The sequence below is a fragment of the Nocardiopsis terrae genome (genome assembly GCF_014651695.1).
Classification (GTDB): Bacteria; Actinomycetota; Actinomycetes; order Streptosporangiales; family Streptosporangiaceae; genus Nocardiopsis; species Nocardiopsis terrae.
This window is the reverse complement of record NZ_BMXJ01000007.1, coordinates 403,328-420,513: the sequence shown is the minus strand read 5'-3', so window position 1 is coordinate 420,513 and position 17,186 is coordinate 403,328. Positions and strand designations below refer to the sequence as shown.

17 protein-coding genes are annotated in these 17,186 nt (G+C 68.9%); all 17 read right to left on the bottom strand.

All coding sequences use genetic code 11. The annotated features are described in order from the left end of the window. Positions 1-5: 5 nt before the first annotated feature. Entirely contained in the window at positions 6-926 is a 921-nt protein-coding gene (locus IE195_RS21750) for a F0F1 ATP synthase subunit gamma (protein ID WP_191274529.1), read from the bottom strand. 3 nt (positions 927-929) lie between these two features. After that, entirely contained in the window at positions 930-2,567 is a 1,638-nt protein-coding gene (gene atpA / locus IE195_RS21745) for a F0F1 ATP synthase subunit alpha (RefSeq protein ID WP_191274527.1), read from the bottom strand. 74 nt (positions 2,568-2,641) lie between these two features. Then, positions 2,642-3,463, bottom strand: coding sequence for a F0F1 ATP synthase subunit delta (locus tag IE195_RS21740; protein WP_191274525.1), 822 nt, complete (start codon positions 3,461-3,463; stop codon positions 2,642-2,644). Next, the gene (gene atpF / locus IE195_RS21735) at positions 3,463-4,005 is read right to left on the bottom strand and encodes a F0F1 ATP synthase subunit B (protein WP_191274720.1); all 543 of its coding nucleotides are present in this window, start codon (positions 4,003-4,005) and stop codon (positions 3,463-3,465) included. Before atpF ends, IE195_RS21740 begins: the two co-directional genes overlap by 1 nt. 56 nt (positions 4,006-4,061) lie before the next feature. Then, positions 4,062-4,292 (bottom strand): ATP synthase F0 subunit C, encoded by a 231-nt coding sequence (atpE, locus tag IE195_RS21730; protein ID WP_191274523.1) that lies wholly within the window; start codon positions 4,290-4,292, stop codon positions 4,062-4,064. 124 nt (positions 4,293-4,416) lie between these two features. Further along, a complete protein-coding gene (atpB, locus tag IE195_RS21725) occupies positions 4,417-5,247 on the bottom strand; it encodes a F0F1 ATP synthase subunit A (RefSeq protein ID WP_191274717.1) in 831 nt (276 codons plus the stop codon). Between the two features lie 106 nt (positions 5,248-5,353). Continuing rightward, the gene (locus IE195_RS21720) at positions 5,354-5,584 is read right to left on the bottom strand and encodes an AtpZ/AtpI family protein (protein WP_191274521.1); all 231 of its coding nucleotides are present in this window, start codon (positions 5,582-5,584) and stop codon (positions 5,354-5,356) included. A gap of 105 nt (positions 5,585-5,689) precedes the next feature. Then, entirely contained in the window at positions 5,690-6,112 is a 423-nt protein-coding gene (locus tag IE195_RS21715) for a hypothetical protein (protein WP_191274511.1), read from the bottom strand. Between the two features lie 224 nt (positions 6,113-6,336). After that, on the bottom strand, positions 6,337-7,503 hold the full coding sequence (locus IE195_RS21710) for an MraY family glycosyltransferase (protein ID WP_191274509.1): 1,167 nt from the start codon (positions 7,501-7,503) through the stop codon (positions 6,337-6,339). A 12-nt stretch (positions 7,504-7,515) separates the two neighbouring features. Beyond that, positions 7,516-8,418, bottom strand: coding sequence for an L-threonylcarbamoyladenylate synthase (locus tag IE195_RS21705; protein WP_191274508.1), 903 nt, complete (start codon positions 8,416-8,418; stop codon positions 7,516-7,518). Between the two features lie 80 nt (positions 8,419-8,498). Next, positions 8,499-9,362 (bottom strand): peptide chain release factor N(5)-glutamine methyltransferase, encoded by an 864-nt coding sequence (gene prmC, locus IE195_RS21700; RefSeq protein WP_191274496.1) that lies wholly within the window; start codon positions 9,360-9,362, stop codon positions 8,499-8,501. Then, positions 9,359-10,426 carry a peptide chain release factor 1 gene (prfA, locus tag IE195_RS21695; RefSeq protein WP_191274494.1) on the bottom strand — a complete coding sequence of 356 codons (1,068 nt, stop codon included), beginning with the start codon at positions 10,424-10,426 and terminating at the stop codon, positions 9,359-9,361. Before prfA ends, prmC begins: the two co-directional genes overlap by 4 nt. Positions 10,427-10,544: 118 nt before the next feature. Beyond that, positions 10,545-10,754 (bottom strand): 50S ribosomal protein L31, encoded by a 210-nt coding sequence (gene rpmE, locus IE195_RS21690; RefSeq protein ID WP_191274491.1) that lies wholly within the window; start codon positions 10,752-10,754, stop codon positions 10,545-10,547. 395 nt (positions 10,755-11,149) lie between these two features. After that, on the bottom strand, positions 11,150-13,135 hold the full coding sequence (gene rho / locus IE195_RS21685; RefSeq protein ID WP_191274482.1) for a transcription termination factor Rho: 1,986 nt from the start codon (positions 13,133-13,135) through the stop codon (positions 11,150-11,152). 438 nt (positions 13,136-13,573) lie between these two features. Next, on the bottom strand, positions 13,574-14,512 hold the full coding sequence (thrB, locus tag IE195_RS21680; RefSeq protein WP_229826379.1) for a homoserine kinase: 939 nt from the start codon (positions 14,510-14,512) through the stop codon (positions 13,574-13,576). Between the two features lie 113 nt (positions 14,513-14,625). Then, entirely contained in the window at positions 14,626-15,684 is a 1,059-nt protein-coding gene (gene thrC / locus IE195_RS21675) for a threonine synthase (protein WP_191274715.1), read from the bottom strand. Positions 15,685-15,883: 199 nt separating this feature from the next. Next, on the bottom strand, positions 15,884-17,170 hold the full coding sequence (locus IE195_RS21670) for a homoserine dehydrogenase (RefSeq protein WP_191274477.1): 1,287 nt from the start codon (positions 17,168-17,170) through the stop codon (positions 15,884-15,886). Positions 17,171-17,186: the final 16 nt, after the last annotated feature.

Below are 17,186 nucleotides of genomic sequence, written 5' to 3'. Positions count from 1 at the left end.
TTCTGTTACTCACTTCCCGCGCTGGACCCAGAGAGCGCATCGGCACCGCCGACAATCTCACTGATCTCATTGGTGATCTCGGCCTGACGCGCCTGGTTGGCCAGACTGGTCAGGTTCTTGACGAGTTCTTCCGCGTTGTCGGTCGCGGCCTTCATGGCCGCGCGACGGGACGCCTGCTGGGAGGCGGCCGCCTCGAGGAGGGAGGCGTAGATCCGGTTGACCACGTACTGCGGGAGCAGCTGGTCCAGGACCTCCTCCGCGGAGGGCTCGAAGTCGTAGAGCGGCAACGCGTTGCCACCCTGGGACTTCTCGAGCTCCTCGTCCTCGACCTCTTCCACCTCCAGCGGAAGGGCGCGGACCACCCCGGCCCGCTGGGTCAGCATCGACACGAACTCCGTGGAGACCACGTGGATCTCGTCGACGCCGCCCTCAGCGGTGTCCTGGGAGAACTTCTCCATGAGAACGGAGCCGATCTCCTGGGCGTGCGCGTAGGTCGGACGCTCGGTGAAGCCTTCCCACGACTCCTCGACCTCGCGGCCGCGGAACTTGTAGAACGCCGCACCCTTGCGACCCACCATGTAGGTGAGGACCTCCTTGCCCTGCTCCCGCAGGAGCTGGGTGAGGGCCTCGGCCTCCTTGATGACGTTGGTCGAGAAGGCGCCGGCCAGACCCTTGTCACTGGTGATGACCAGGACGGCCGCGCGGGTGGGGTTCTCGGCCTCGACCAGCAGCGGGTTGTAGGTCACCCGGCTGGCCAGGGCAGACACCGCCCGCGTGATCTCCCGTGCGTAGGGACCGGCAGCCTCGGCCGCGCGCTGCGCCTTGGTGATGCGCGTGGCGGCGATGAGCTCCATGGCACGGGTGATCTTCGCCGTCGCCTTCGTCGCGCGGATCCTCCGGCGATAGACGCGAAGCTGTGCACCCATCGGTTACTTCCCGCCCTTGGCGACCTTGATGGTTTCCTGACCGACCTTCTCCGGCGAGAGCGCCTCGGTCTCCTCGGTGCCCAGCAGGGTGCCCGCGGAGGTCTGGAAGCTCTGCTTGAACTTCTCGATGGCGCTCTGGAGGGTCTTCTGGCTGTCGTCCTCGAACTTGCCGGTGTCCCGGATGGTGTCGAGGACGCCCTTGTGCTCACGGTCCAGGAAGGACAGGAAGTCCTCCTCGAAACGGCGCACGTCCTCGACCGGGACGTCGTCGATCAGGCCGGTGTTGCCCATCCAGATCGAGACGACCGTCTTCTCCATGGAGAAGGGCGAGTACTGGCCCTGCTTGAGGAGCTCCATCATCCGGGCACCGCGCTCCAGCTGCTGCTTGGAGACGGCGTCCAGGTCCGAACCGAAGGCCGAGAACGCCTCGAGCTCGCGGTACTGGGCCAGGCCCAGACGCAGCGTGCCGGAGACCTTCTTGGTGGCCTTGGTCTGGGCCGCACCACCGACACGGGAGACCGACACACCGACGTCGATCGCCGGACGCTGGCCCTGGTTGAACAGGTCCGAGTTCAGGAAGACCTGACCGTCGGTGATGGAGATGACGTTGGTGGGGATGTACGCCGAGACGTCGCCCGCCTTGGTCTCGATGATCGGCAGGGCCGTCATCGAACCGGCGCCCAGCTCGTCGGAGAGCTTCGCGCAACGCTCCAGGAGACGGGAGTGCAGGTAGAAGACGTCACCCGGGTAGGCCTCACGGCCCGGCGGGCGGCGCAGCAGGAGGGAGACCGCACGGTAGGCCTCGGCCTGCTTGGTCAGGTCGTCGAAGACGATGAGGACGTGCTTGCCCTCGTACATCCAGTGCTGGCCCAGGGCCGAACCGGTGTACGGGGAGAGGTACTTGAAGCCGGCCGGGTCGGACGCCGGGGAGGCGACGATGGTGGTGTACTCCATCGCGCCGGCCTCTTCGAGGGCGCCGCGCACGCTGGCGATGGTCGAACCCTTCTGACCCACCGCGACGTAGATGCAGCGCACCTGCTTCGTGGGGTCGCCGGTCTCCCAGTTCGCCTTCTGGTTGATGATCGCGTCGATACCGATCGCGGTCTTACCGGTCTGCCGGTCACCGATGACCAGCTGGCGCTGGCCGCGGCCGACCGGGGTCATGGTGTCGATCGACTTGATACCGGTCTGGAGCGGCTCGCCGACCGGCTGGCGCTCCATGACCGTCGCGGCCTGGAGCTCGAGCTCGCGGCTCTGGGTCGTCTCGATCTCGCCCTTGCCGTCGATGGGTTTGCCCAGGGGGTCCACCACACGGCCGAGGAAGTTGTCGCCCACCGGGACCGAGAGGAGCTTGCCGGTGCGACGCACCTTCTGCCCCTCCTCGATGCCGGTGAAGTCACCCAGCACCACGACACCGATCTCGCCGATCTCAAGGTTCTGGGCCATGCCCAGGGTGCCGTCCTCGAACTCCAGCAGCTCGTTCGCCATCGCCGAGGGAAGGCCACCGACGCGGGCGATGCCGTCACCGGAGTAGGTGACGGTTCCGACCTCTTCCGCGCGGGTGGCGTCAGGCTCGTACGACTGGACGAAGCGCTGTAGCGCGTCCCGGATCTCATCCGGCCGGATCGTCAGCTCCGCCATCTCTACGTTGTCCTTGCTCTCAAATGGCGCCGGGCCGGCGCCGTGCGTGCTTGCCTTGCGTGTGTTCGCGTGTGTCAGCCGGCCAGACGGCGCTGGACCTCAGCGATGCGCCCGGCGATGGTGCCGTCGATGACCTCGTCGCCCACCTGGATGGAGAGTCCACCCACGATTTCGGGGACGACCTCGGTGTTCAGGTGGATTTCACGGCCGTACTTGCGCGTCAGGAGCGCCCGCAGACGCTCCTGGTGCGCCTCACTCAGCGGAACCGCGCTGCGCACCACTGCGATGTAGCGCTGGGCGCGCTCGGCGACCAGTTGCCCGAAGTTCTGGAGCGCCTGCTCCAGAGTACGTCCCCGGGGCCGGGTGACCGCTTCGCTGACCAGGGCCAGCGTCGCGGAGCTCACCTTGCCCGACAGCAGGTTCTCCACCAGCGCGTGCAGGTGTGAGGGGGCCACGCCGTCACGGGTGAGCGCCGACCGCAGGTCCGGCTGTGCGATGACGATCCGCTCGAAACGGAACAGTTCGTCCTCGAGCTCGTCCAGGCGGGTGCCCTCGACGGAGGCCACGGTCGCGTAGACCGCGAGGCGCTCCAGGGCGTCCACCATGTCGCGGGGCCCGGCCCACGGCTGGGACACGACGTCGTTGACCACGATGACCGTGGACGGCGACGTCTTGCCCTCGAGGATCTGACCGATCAGGCCGGTCTTCTTCTCCGCCGGGTTGGCCTGGTCCGCGAGCCAGCGGCGCAGCGAGTGCTCGCCGCCGAGCAGGGCGACGACCTCGAAGAGCTCGCCGCCGAGGGAGACCGCGTGCTGGGCGGCGTCCGCCGGCGCCAGGACGTTCTCGTCCAGGCGCCGGGTCACCTCAGCCAGGGAGCTACGGCTGATACCACGCATCAGCGCACCTCGGCTTGCTTCGCGCTCTCGTCCTGCTCCAGCTCCTCCAGGAACCGGTCCACGACGCGGTTCTGAGCGGCACCGTCGCTGAGCGTCTCACCGACGATGCGGCTCGCGAGCTCAGTGGACAGGGCGCCGATCTCGCCGCGCAGCTGGACGACGGCCTGCTGCCGGTCGGCCTCGATCTGGGCCTTGGCGGCCTCGATGATCCGGTTGGCCTCGGTCTGGGCCTCCTCGCGAGCCTCGGCGATGATCACCGCGCGCTGCTCCTTGGCCTTCTCGAGCTCCTGGGCGTACTCGCGGTGCGACTCCTCGAGCTTCTCGCGGTACTGCTGGCGGATCTCCTCGGCCTCGGCCTCGGCCCTCTTGGCCCGCTCGATGCCGCCCTCGATGGCGTCGTGACGCTCGTCGAGGACCTTCATCACCCTCGGGACCGCCTTGCGGACCACAAAGAAGTAGATCACGGCGAGCGCGATCGCACCGAAGGTGAACTTCACCCAGTCGATCCGCAGAATGTTGTACTCGGCTGCCAACTCCACCAACATGGTCAGCCCTCCTTCGCGTCAGTTGCCATCAGAAAACGGTTGGCAATCTCCGACTAGGCGCCGGCCGGAGCCGCGAAGGCGAGCACGAAGCCCAGAATCGCCAGAGCCTCGATCAGGGCGAAGCCGAGGTAGATGTTGGTCTGCAGCGGGCCGCGGGCCTCGGGCTGGCGGGCGATGGCCTGCATACCGAGACCGAAGACGATACCGACACCAATACCGGCGCCGATGACGCTGATGCCGTAACCGATGGTGTTGATGTTGCCGGTGATCGCAGCGATGTCCATTGTGTTTCCCTTTACTCGACGTCCGGCGTTGCGGTACGCAATTGGTCAGTTCGCCGGTGTGGACGGGTCTGAAGCACTCCTCGTCCCTGGTCCGACCACGGGGCCGGGGGAACGCGGAGGGGGTCTAGTGAGCCGCTTCGAGCGACTGGTTGATGTACAGGCTCGCCAGGAGGGTGAAGACGAAGGCCTGGATGAGCATGATCACGATCTCGAAGACGAAGAAGGCGACGTAACCGAGCAGCGCGGCACCCGAGTAGAGCACCGAGACGCCGGCCAGCAGGGGCTCCGCCGTCAGGTTGAGCATGTACCAGCCGCCGTAGGCGAACACGGCCAGCAGCAGACTGCCCGCGAACATGGTCGCGAACAGACGCAGGGCGTGCGTCACCGGACGGATGAGGAAGACCGAGAGGATCTCGATCGGGGTGACCAGGACGTAGATCGGCTTGGGCATCCCGGGCGGGAAGATCTGGTTCCTGAAGTAGCCCCAGCCGCCCTGGTTGCGGACACCGATCACGATGGTCATCACGTAGATGACCAGTGCGAACATCGCCGTGAAGGCGAGGTTGCTGTTGACCGGAATCATGCCCGGGATCAGGCCGGTGAAGTTCATGGCCAGGATGAGCGTGAAGATGCCCGTCATGAACGGGATGAAGCTGTCGCCCTTGGCACCCATGGTGGGTCGGGTGATGTTGTCCCGGATGAACAGGACCAGCATCTCGCCGACACTCTGCCTGCGGCCGGGGACGAGGCTCAGCTTCTTGCTGAACCACGACCACAGAAGCAGGACGGCACCGACCGCGACGAGCAACAGAACCAGGTACAGGTCGATGCCAGCGCTGCGGGGGATACCGGTGTACCACGGCTCCGGGAAGAACATCCCGATGGTGGGGGCCTCGAACCCGCAACCGTTGTCACCGAAGAGATGGCAACCCGGTTCGGCCGCGAGAATGCGCACGTCAGCACTCACGGCGAATCCTTTCGTCGTGACGCAAGAAAGCCTCGTTGATGGTTGTTACTGCAGCGTCGTCGCGCGATGGGCGACGCGGGACTAAGGGGGTGCTTCAGGGCTGGCGCGTCTTGACGACGATCAGGTAGATCGCCCCGACCATGCCGAGAACGGCCCCGATCGGCAGGAAGAGTGCCTGGAAGCCCAGGAGCCTGTCCGCGCCCCAGCCGACCGCGCTCCACAGGAGCACACCCGCGAGCAGAGTGGAGAAGAGCGCCCAGCCGTCGGCCTCGCGCGGCGCCGGGGGCGCGCTGGAGTCCTTCTTCTCGGTGGGTTCGCTGCTCATCTCGCTCCGGAATATAGCATGTGGGGCTTGGCTGGGACATGGCCGTCCGCCTGCCGTGGAACAGGTTATTACGCCCGTTCCGACGGGCCGCGGCGGGGCACCCCATCACGTGTTCTCCGAACTCTCGTTCGGCTCCACGTGCAGGATCTTCGCCTTGGAGGTGGCCCAGGTCTGCCCGCCCAGCCAGACCAGAACGACGGCCAACGCGCTGTAGACGAAGGCGTTGTTGCTCAGGTCCGTGATGAGGGGGCTGCGCCCGAGGGTCACCAGGAGAACACCCAGCAGCGCCATCTTGACGACGAAGCCGAGGAGGTTCGCGGCGAGGAACAGGTCCTTGTTCCGGCGGGTCACCATGATGACCGCCCACTGCCCCAGGCCGAAGCACGCGAGGACGATCGCGACCGCGAGAGCTGAGCTCAGAGCTCCGGCAGTGCCCGCGAAGAGGGCCGAGACCGCAATGGCCAGGACCCCGCACGCGGCGCTCGGAAGCGCGGCGCCGCGGAGAATCCGGGCGTCGTGTTCCTGCATGACGAAGCTCCGTGGGGTTCAGTGGGTACCTGCTCGTGAAAGCTATCACAAGGTTTTTGGTGCCAAATCCAGGGGTTCCTTAACGCGACCTTAACGCCTCACGAAAGACCCGTTCCGGGGCGCCTTCGGGCCTTGTGTCACCTTGACCACACTTGCCTCGACCTTCGCACCAGCGCACATTCGGTATCCCGGAGAGGACCTCCGCCCCGAACGTGACCAGGCATTTATCCATCGGTTGACGGATGGTGATCCGCCTTCTTCCCCGTCACCCTGTTTCGCCCCCAGGGCAACAGTCCGCGACGGCGGAGTCGCGGCAGGGCGATGAGACCGACCGCACAGGTGGCCACCAGCAGCGTGACCGTCAGAACGATGAACGCGGAGTCGAAGATGGACAGTGCCACCGCGGCGAAGGCGACGATCCCGGCCCACAGGTACATCAGCAGCACCGCACGTGTGTGGGTGTGCCCCATGTCGAGAAGCCGGTGGTGGAGGTGTCCCCGGTCGGGGGCGAAGGGTGACTTCCCCGCCAGGGTCCGGCGCAGGACCGCCAGGACCAGGTCGGACAGGGGCAGCGCGATCACCAGCAGGGGCAGCGCGATCGGCAGGAAGACCACCAGACCGGAGGAGTTGAACTCCTCCCGGGCGGTGTTGGCGTCGAACTGGCCGGTCACCGTGATGGTGATCGAGGTCAGCAGCAGCCCCAGGAGCATCGACCCGGTGTCGCCCATGAACACCCGGGCCGGGTGGAAGTTGTGGAAGAGGAAGCCCGCGCAGGTCCCGGCCAGGATGATGGCGATCATCGCCGGGTAGGACTGGCGGACGAAGCCCTGCTCGACCGCGACCACGTAGTAGTACGCGAAGAAGGCCAGGGACGAGATGCCGACGATGCCCGCGGCCAGTCCGTCCAGACCGTCCGCGAAGTTGACCGCGTTGATGGTCACCACGATGAGCAGGATCGAGACCATTGCCCCCAGCCAGGGCCCCAGGGACAGCTGGGTCCCGGGCAGCGGCAGCCACAGCAGCTGCACGCCCTGCGAGACCAGGATGCCCGCCGCGGCCACCTGGCCGGCCAGCTTGCTCAGGGCGTCCATCCCCCACCGGTCGTCGACGACGCCGATGGCCGTGATGAGGCCGCCCGCCAGCAGCAGGCCGATCCAGGTCTTGGCGACGAACACGTTCTGCAGGTGCGGCAGCTGCGCCGAGATCAGCAGCGCCGCCGCGAACCCGCCGTAGATCGCCAGACCACCCAGCCTGGGGATGGGTTCGGTGTGCACGTCGCGGTCGCGCACCGGGGGTGCGGCACCGAAGGCGATGGCCAGTCGGCGCACCAACGGGACGAGCAGGTAGGTCACCGCTGCCGCGATGACGAAGGTGAGCGCGTACTCCCGCACGGCCTGACCCCTCTAGCTCTTGGAGCGGTCTGTGCCCTCGGGCCCGGCGGCCTCCGGCTCGGTTCCGGCCCGGTCCGCCTCCGCGGTCCCGGGCCCGGTGGCGTCGGTCCCGGCGTCCCCGGTCTTCACGTCCCCCGACTCAGCGGCCGCGGACTCGGCGGCCTCGGACTCCACCGCACCCGCCTGGGCGGCATCCTCGGTTCCGGGACCGCCCGCGGCCTCGGTGTCCTCGTCCTCGGCCTTCCGAGGCTTGGTGCGGCCCTTGCGCAGCTCCCCGATCACGGTGCCGCAGACCGCGCGCAACCGCTCGATGGAGATCGCTCCGGAGCGCAGCACCCGCGGGACCGCGTAGGTGAGGTCGACGATGGTGGAGGCCACCGGGCTCTCGCTCTCGCCGCCGTCGAGGTAGACCGCGACGTCCTCGTCCCCGAGCTGTTCGATCGCCTCCCCCGCGGTGGCCGCGGCGGGCTGCCCGGACTTGTTGGCGCTGCTCACCGCCATCGGCCCGGTCTCCTTGAGGAGTTCGAGGGCCACCGGGTCCATCGGCATCCGTACGGCCACGGTGCCCTTGGTGTCACCCAGGTCCCAGGACAGGCTGGGGGTGGCGGTGCACACCAGGGTGAGCGGTCCGGGCCAGAACTCCTCCATCAGGTCGCGGCCGTGGTTGCCCAGGTCGTCGATGAGCGCGGTGGCGGCCCGGATCGACCCCACCAGGACCGGCGGCGGCATGTCCCGGCCCCGCCCCTTGGTCTCCAGGAGGTTGGCCACGGCCTTCGGACTGAAGGCGTCGGTGCCGATGCCGTACACGGTGTCCGTGGGCAGCACCACAAGGTCGCCTCGGCGTACCGCGGACGCGGCGTCGGCGATGCCGTCCTTACGGGCGGTCTCGTCCGCGCAGTCGTAGATGCGGCTCACCTGCGTTCACCTCAATCTCGTGCGGGTCGGCCGGACGGGGCTGTCGGTCCGGCGCTGGGGATGGGGCGGGGCGGGCGGCGCTAACCCTCGTCCCCGGCCCGGCGCATGACCACGAAGCGGTCGCGCCTGGCCATGTCCTTGCGGTTGAGGACGTCGCGCCAACCCTTGTCCTCGGGGAACAGCCAGGGGATGTCGATGCCCTGGCCGTCGTGGTGTTCCACGGCCATGGCTCCGCCGGGGCGGAGCAGCCTGCGGCCGACCCCCTCCAGGGCGCGGATCATGTCCAGGCCGTCCTCGCCCGACCACAGCGCGGGCGCCGGGTCGTAGTCGCGCACCTCGGGCGGGATCGCGCCCGCCTCGTCGGTGGGGACGTAGGGCGGGTTGCTGATGAGCAGGTCGACGCGGCCGTTCAGCTCGGGCAGGGCGGTGCGCATGTCGCCCTGGTGGGAGGTGACGCGGTCGGCGTGCCCGCTGGCGTCGATGTTGCGGCGGGCCCACTTCAGGGCCCCGGGGTCGATCTCGACGGTGTGCACCCGCGAGCGCGGGACCTCCTGGGCGATGGAGATCGCGATGGCGCCGGAACCGGAGCCGAGGTCGACCACGAGGGGGTCGGCCACGTCCATGGCGCGCAGGGTCTCGATCGCCCAGTCGACCATGATCTCGGTCTCCGGCCTGGGGACGAAGACACCCGGGCCCACCTGGAGTTCCAGGTAGCGGAAGTAGGCACGCCCGGTGATGTGCTGGAGGGGCTCGCGCGCCTCACGGCGGGAGACGCACTCCCAGTAACGCGCGTCGAAGTCGGCGTCGGCGACGGCGTGGATTTCCCCTCGACGGACACCGTGCACGAACGCCGCGAGTTCCTCGGCGTCCGTGCGGGGTGAGGCCACGCCGGCCTCCGCGAGCCTCAGCGTGGCGCGGGCGACCTCGTCGAGCAGGAAGTTCATGACTGAGCGGCTTCGAGCCTTTCCTTGGTGTCCGCGTCCACCAGGGCCTTGACCACACCGTCCAGTTCCCCGTCGAGGACCTGGTCGAGGTTGTAGGCCTTGTAGCCGACCCGGTGGTCGGAGATGCGGTTCTCCGGGAAATTGTAGGTGCGCACGCGCTCGGAACGGTCCACGGTGCGGACCTGGCTCCTGCGCTCGGCGGAGGCCTCGGCGTCCGCGCTGGCCTGGGCCTCGGCGTAGAGGCGGGAACGCAGGATGCGCATGGCCTGCTCCTTGTTCTGGAGCTGGCTCTTCTCGTTCTGGCAGGAGGCCACGATGCCGGTCGGCACGTGTGTGATGCGGACCGCGGAGTCGGTGGTGTTGACGCTCTGACCGCCGGGGCCGGAGGAGCGGTAGACGTCGATCCGCAGGTCGTTGTCGTTGATGACGACCTCGATGTCCTCGGCCTCGGGGACCACGAGGACCCCGGCCGCGGAGGTGTGGATGCGGCCCTGGGACTCGGTGACCGGAACGCGCTGCACCCGGTGGACGCCGCCCTCGAACTTGAGCATGGGCCACACGCCCGAACCGGGTTCGGGGGTTCCCTTGTTCTTGAAGGCGATCGTGATGTCCTTGTAGCCGCCCAGATCCGAGTGGGTGGCGTCGATGACCTCGGTCTTCCACCCCTGGCGCTCGGCGTAGCGCAGGTACATGCGGACGAGGTCGCTCGCGAACAGGGCGGACTCCTCGCCGCCCTCGCCGGCCTTGACCTCCATGATGAGGTTCTTGTCGTCGGCGGGGTCGCGCGGGACCAGCAGGACGCGCAGGCGCTCGGTGAGCTGCTCGGCCTCCTCGGTCAGCCGGTCGGCCTCCTCCGCGAAGGAGGAGTCCTCGACGGCGAGCTCACGCGCGGCGTCGATGTCGTTCTCGACCTCTTTGAGCTGGCGGTAGGCCTCGATGATCGGGGTGAGCTGTGAGTAACGCTTGCCCAGCGTGCGCGCCTTGGCCTGGTTGGCGTGCACCTCGGGGTCGGCGAGCTGTTGTTCCAGCTCGTAGTACTCCCCAAGAAGGTCGTCCAGCTTCACTTTCCCACGTTCCCGTCTGTTCGCTCGCCCTGTCCGTCTCCCCAGCTCAAGGGGGGTCCTGGCCCGGCGGCGCCGACCGCCCCGGAAGGGAGGCGGCGCCGCCGGACGAAGGGCAGCGCTACTTGCGCTTGCCGAAGCGCTTCTCGAAGCGGGCGACCCGGCCACCGGTGTCGAGGATCTTCTGCTTGCCGGTGTAGAACGGGTGGCACTCGGAGCACACGTCGGCGCGCACCCGGCCCTCGGGGTTCGTGCTCCGGGTGACGAACTTGGCCCCGCAGGTGCAGGTCACCTCGGTCGGGACGTACGTGGGGTGAATGTCGGCCTGCATGTGTGTTCTCCTTCTCAGGGCGCGACCGCCGGACGCATGACGACCGCACCACCGTCGGGGGTGGGGCGGTGTCCGTTGACCATGCGCGAACCGGTGCCGCGGCGATCCAGGTAAGAGGGCGGCGTGCTCTCCCGGGCGGGAGGACGGCCGTTCCCTGATACCAGTTTGCCAGACCCACAACCATGCCGGGACCAGTACCTATTCCCGGACCCGTCCCACCCGTCTCCCGGGACGGCACGGTGAGGCCTGCGGGTCTCGTCCCGGAACGGGTGAGGGCACCCTCCCCGGGCGGGGAGGGTGCCCTCACTGCGTTCCCGCGGACCCCGTGGCCCGTGCTGCGGCGGGCCACGGCCGGTGCGCGCGCCCCGCGGACACGCGCCCTGCCGGGCGGGGCCCTAGCGCTCGGGTCCCACCGTGGTCTTCTGGATCTGCATCAGGAACTCGGCGTTGCTCTTGGACTCCTTCATCTTGTCCAGGAGCAGCTCGATGGCCTGCTGGGTGTCGAGGGCGTGCAGCACCCGGCGGAGCTTCCAGACGACGTTCAGCTCCTCCGGCGACATCAGGATCTCCTCCTTACGGGTGCTGGAGGCGTCCACGTCCACGGCCGGGAAGATCCGCTTGTCAGCCAGGGACCGGTTGAGCTTGAGCTCCATGTTGCCGGTGCCCTTGAACTCCTCGAAGATCACCTCGTCGGCGCGCGAACCCGTCTCGACCAGTGCGGTGGCCAGGATGGTCAGCGAGCCGCCGCCCTCGATGTTGCGGGCCGCACCGAAGAAGCGCTTCGGCGGGTAGAGGGCGGTGGAGTCCACACCACCGGACATGATGCGTCCGCTGGCGGGCGCGGCCAGGTTGTAGGCGCGGCCCAGGCGGGTGATGGAGTCGAGCAGGACGACCACGTCCATGCCCATCTCCACGAGCCGCTTGGCGCGCTCGATCGCCAGGTCGGCGACGACCGTGTGGTCCTCGGCCGGGCGGTCGAAGGTCGAGTGGATGACCTCACCCTTGACCGTGCGCTGCATGTCGGTGACTTCTTCCGGTCGCTCGTCGACCAGGATCACCATCAGGTAGCACTCGGGGTTGTTCTCGGTGATCGCGTTGGCGACCGCCTGCATCACCATCGTCTTGCCCGCCTTGGGGGGCGAGACGATGAGACCGCGCTGGCCCTTACCGATGGGCGCGACGAGATCTATGATGCGTGTGGTGAGGATGTTCGGCTCGGTCTCCAGCCGCAGGCGCTCCTGCGGGTAGAGCGGAACGAGCTTGGAGAACTCCTGGCGCCCCCGGGCCTGGTCCGGCGACATGCCGTTGACCGAGTCCAGGCGCACCAGCGCGTTGAACTTCTCGCGCCGCTCACCGTCACGGGGCTGGCGGACCGCACCGACGATGTGGTCACCCTTGCGCAGACCGTGCTTGCGCACCTGGGCCAGAGAGACGTAGACGTCGCTCTGTCCGGGCAGGTAGCCGGTGGTGCGGACGAAGGCGTAGTTGTCCAGGATGTCCAGGATGCCCGCGACCGGCAGCAGGACGTCGTCCTCACCGATCACCGGTTCCTGTTCCTGGCCGCCGCCGCGTCCGCCACGGCGGTCCCGGCGGTCCCGGCGGCGTCCCCGCCTGCGGCCACCACCGAAGTCGTCGTCGTCGTTGTTGTTGCCGCGGCCCTGGTTCTGGCCGCCGCCCTGCTGGCGATCGGAGTTGTTGTTCGAGTTCTGGTCGTCACCGCCGCGGTTGCGGTTGCGACGGTTGCGCTGGCGCTCGCGACCCTGCCCGGACCTGGTGTCACGGTCCTCGGAGTCGGGGCCGTTCTTCTGGGGGGTGCTGGATGTCTTGGTCACGCTGCTCGCGGAGGTTGAGGAGTCGGTGCCGTCCGAGCGGGGCTGTTCACCGGACTCGTCGCCGCGCCTGCGGGACGAGCGGCGGTTACGGGAGGGCTTGTCACCCTTCCCACCCTGGGTCTCGGTCACGGCCTGGTCCGACGACCGCTCACCCGCGCTTTTGCGCGGGGCCTCGTCCGTGCCCGACTTGGCGGGAGACTGGGCTTCGGCCGGGCCGTCAGTTGCCTCGACCTTACCGGCCTTGGGAGCGGTGTCGGCTTTCTTTGCTGATTTGGCCTTCCCAGGGCTGCTGACCGGGCCGACCGGGCCGCCCTGCTTGGCCTCGATCGCAGCGATCACATCGCTCTTGCGCATGCGCCCCGTGCCGGTGATGCCCATGCTCGACGCGAGCTTCTGGAGCTCGGGGAGCTTCTGGGCGGCGAGCCCGGTACCGCGCGAGGCCGCGCGGGACCGTGGGGCAGTCGCGGCTTCGCCGGCCTCCGAGGAGGCGTCAGCGCTCTTCTTGCTGTCGACCGCCGCGTCCGTTCGGAGTTCGGTGGTGTCGCTCACTAAGGGTCCTTCCCAAGGAGCGGGCTTCGGCCGTCAGCGGTTTGCTTGAGCGGCCGGCCCGGTGGTGCGAACCGGCAGGGGCCGGGTAGGGCGTGCCCCACGTGGATGTCGGAAACCGGCGAAGACGGTCCCCTACCCAATCGCGGCGGGCTCTGGGTACAGCCAGACGTCGGGGCGGATGGCTCGGAGGTGATGCCCGTCAACCGTGGTGACACGCTCATCCGAGGAGGAGCGGACTTCGAAGACGTGGGCACAGTCGCGGTGAAACCGCGGACTCGACACTTTGGCCACCGCTTCCGACAGGTCGAGAGATCGGACCGCCGGAGTATGGGACGCGGAAGCCGTTGTGGCGGATGAGCACACGCCCCGCAACGGGGCATCTGGTGCTTCACCCAGCCTAACATCACCAGAGGCCACGGCTATTCCTCGACACAGATGCTACGGATGGGGAGATGGGGTCCGCACCCCCGCCGGCTCGATGTGCAGGGGGCGTACGTCCCAATCATTACCCGCCCGCTGACGGATCGAATCAACCTGTCGGGTGATTTCCGGCGAATCCTCCGTCACCGCCCCCGCCGCCACGGAGCACAGAACGAGCACCGTGGGGCCCGCACCGGAGACGACGGCCGGGAGTTTCTCGTGTTCGCGCAGGTCACCGATGAGCTTGAGGGTGCGGGGCATGGCCGGGGCGCGGTACGCCTCGTGTAGCCGATCCTCGGTGGCCGCGTACAGGGCTTCGGGTTGGCCACAAACGGCCGCCGTCATCAGCGCGGCGCGGCCGGCGTTGAAGGCCGCGTCTGCGTGGGAGACGGTCTCGGGAAGGAGCCCGCGGGCGCGTTCGGTGGACAGCCGCCAGCCCGGTACGCACAGCACGGGCAGGACCCGCTGGTCCGGGGTGAGCCGGGCGACGCCCCAGGAGCCGCCGTCCCGGTAGGCGACGGTGTACCCGCCGTGGACGCAGGGGGCCACGTTGTCCGGGTGGCCCTCGATGTCCGCGGCGATCTGGTAGATCCAGTCCCGGTCCGGCCCGCCGTCGGGCCCGGTACGGCCCAGCAGGGCCGCGGCCGCGGCGACCCCGCCGACGATCGCGGAGGAGGACGAGCCCAGGCCCCGGGCGTGCGGGATGCGGTTGACGCAGCGCAGGTCCAGGCCGGGCAGCTTCTCGCCGGCCCGGTCGAAGACCTCGGCCATGGCCCGGACGACCAGGTGGCGCCGGTCGAGCGGTACCTCGCCCGCGCCCTCCCCCTCGACCCGGATGCGGAGTTCGCCGTCGTCGCGGACCGCGGCGTCGAACTCGTTGTACAGCTGGACGGACAACCCGAGGGCGTCGAAGCCCGGCCCGAGGTTGGCGCTGGTGGCCGGGGCGCGGACGGACACCCGGTCGGGGCGAGGTGAGGTCACAGTGTGCTCCATACAGGCGATGATCTTGCTACCAGAGGCAATCCCGACGCCGATCCCGCTTCTGGGAGCAAGATCATCCCGAAGGGCGGCTAGGCGAGGTCGAGGGCCTTGGCGGCGGCCCGGGCGTCGACGGGGACGGTGGTGGCGGAGGAGGCCCCGGCCAGTGCCCAGTCGGGGTCCTTGAGGCCGTTTCCGGTCACGGTGCACACGATCCGGCTGCCCTTGGGAACCTGCCCGGCCTCGACGGCCTGGAGGAGCCCCGCCACGCTCGCGGCGGAGGCGAGTTCGACGAACACGCCCTCCTCGGCGGCGAGGAGCTTGTAGGCGGCCATGATCTGGCGGTCGGTGACCTTGTCGATGAGGCCGCCGGACTCGTCCCGGGCCTGCTCGGCGAGCTTCCAGGAGGCCGGGTTGCCGATGCGGATCGCGGTGGCGATGGTGCTGGGGCTGGTGACCGGGGCGCCGTTGACGATGGGTGCCGAACCGCTGGCCTGGAAGCCGAGCATCCTGGGGGCCTTGCTGGAGACCCCGTCCTGGGCGTACTCGGTGTAGCCCATCCAGTAGGCGGTGATGTTGCCGGCGTTGCCGACCGGGATGCAGTGGATGTCCGGCGCGTCGCCGAGGGCGTCCACGATCTCGAAGGCCGCGGTCTTCTGCCCCTGGAGGCGGTAGGGGTTGACCGAGTTCACCAGGGCGACCGGGTAGTCGACGCTGAGCTTGCGCGCCAGTTCGAGGCAGTCGTCGAAGTTGCCGTCGACCTGGAGCAGCCGGGCGCCGTGCACGAGGGCCTGGGCGAGCTTGCCCATCGCGATCTTGCCCTGGGGCACCAGCACGGCGCAGGTCATGCCCGCACGGATGGCGTAGGCGGCGGCGCTGGCGCTGGTGTTGCCGGTGGAGGCGCAGATGACCGCCTTGGCGCCGTCCTCGGCGGCCTTGGTGATGGCCATGGTCATGCCGCGGTCCTTGAACGAACCGGTGGGGTTGAGCCCCTCGACCTTGAGGAAGACCTCGCAGCCCGTGAGCTCGGATACGCGCGTGGCAGGCAGCAGGGGGGTGCCGCCCTCCTGGAGGGTGACGACGGGGGTGCTCTCGTTGACGGGAAGGCGGTCGCGGTACTCCTCGACGATGCCTCGCCACGCCCGTGCCATGCTCACGACGGTGTCCCTTTCGGGTGGATTCGGTTTCGCTTGACGCGCGATGGATGCGGGTGGGGCGTCGCGAAGGCGTTCCGTCCCCACCAGCTTCGAGTCTACGACCCTGCCCGAGTCGTCTTGCATCCCGGGCACATCTTTCTCACTATCTGGACTCCGGGGTCCGTGTGCGGGACACGGACCCCGGATCGGCCGACTACTCCTGGAAGGTCTCCACCCGCATCACGCTGGCCACCTCGCGGACCATCGGATGCCGGCTGAGCTCCTCGACGGTGCTGCTGAGCGCGGCGTCGGGTGCGGGGTGGCTGACCAGCACGAGCTGGGCGTCGTCCCCCGTGCCCTCCTGGCGCACGTTCTTGATGGACACCCCGTGGTCGGCGAAGATCTCGGCGACCTTGGAGAGCACACCGGGCCGGTCGGCCACGTCCAACGACACGTGGTAGCTGGTGATGGTCCTGCCCATGTCGTGCACCGGCAGACCGGTGTCGTGGCCGCCCTCGCCCACCGAGGTGTCGGCGAGGCGGTTGCGGGCCACGGCCACCATGTCGCCCAGGACCGCGCTGGCCGTGGGGGTGCCCCCCGCTCCGGCGCCGTAGAACATGAGGCGCCCGGCGGACTCCGCCTCGACGAACACCGCGTTGTAGGCCTCCTTGACGCTGGCCAGCGGGTGCTCGACCGGCAGCATCACCGGGTGGACGCGTACGCCCACCGAGTCGCCGTCCTGCGAGCGCTGGCAGATCGCCAGGAGCTTGACGACGCAACCCATCGCCCGGGCGCTGGCGATGTCGGCGGCCGACACCCCCGTGATCCCCTCGCGGTGGACGTCGGCCGCGGTGACCCGCTGGGTGTGGAAGGCCAGCCGGGCCAGGATCGCCGCCTTGGCCGCGGCGTCGAAGCCCTCGACGTCGGCGGTCGGGTCGGCCTCGGCGTACCCGAGGGTCTGGGCCTCCTCCAGGGACTCGGAGAACCCGGCCCCGAGGGAGTCCATCCGGTCCAGGACGTAGTTCGTGGTGCCGTTGACGATGCCCAGGACCCGGTTGACCCTGTCCCCGGCGAGGGAGTCGCGCAGCGGGCGCAGCAGCGGGATCGCACCCGCCACGGACGCCTCGTAGTACAGGTCGACCCCGGCGTCGCGGGCCGCGGCCTGGAGTGTCTGTCCGTCCTCCGCGAGCAGGGCCTTGTTGGCCGTCACCACGGACTTGCCCGCCTTGATCGCGGCGAGCATCAGCGAACGGGCCGGTTCGATCCCGCCGATGACCTCCACCACGACGTCGATGTCCGGGCGGGTGACCAGCGCCGTGGCGTCGGTGGTCAGCAGCGCCGGGTCGACACCGCGGTCGCGGTCCAGCCGGCGGACCGCGATGCCGCCGATCTCGATCGGCGTGCCGATCCGCGCGGCCAGTTCCTCGGACTGCTCGTTGACCAGGCGGACGACTTCCGAACCCACAACGCCGCATCCGAGCAGCGCCACCTTCATCGCCATTTGGGCGTGACTCCCA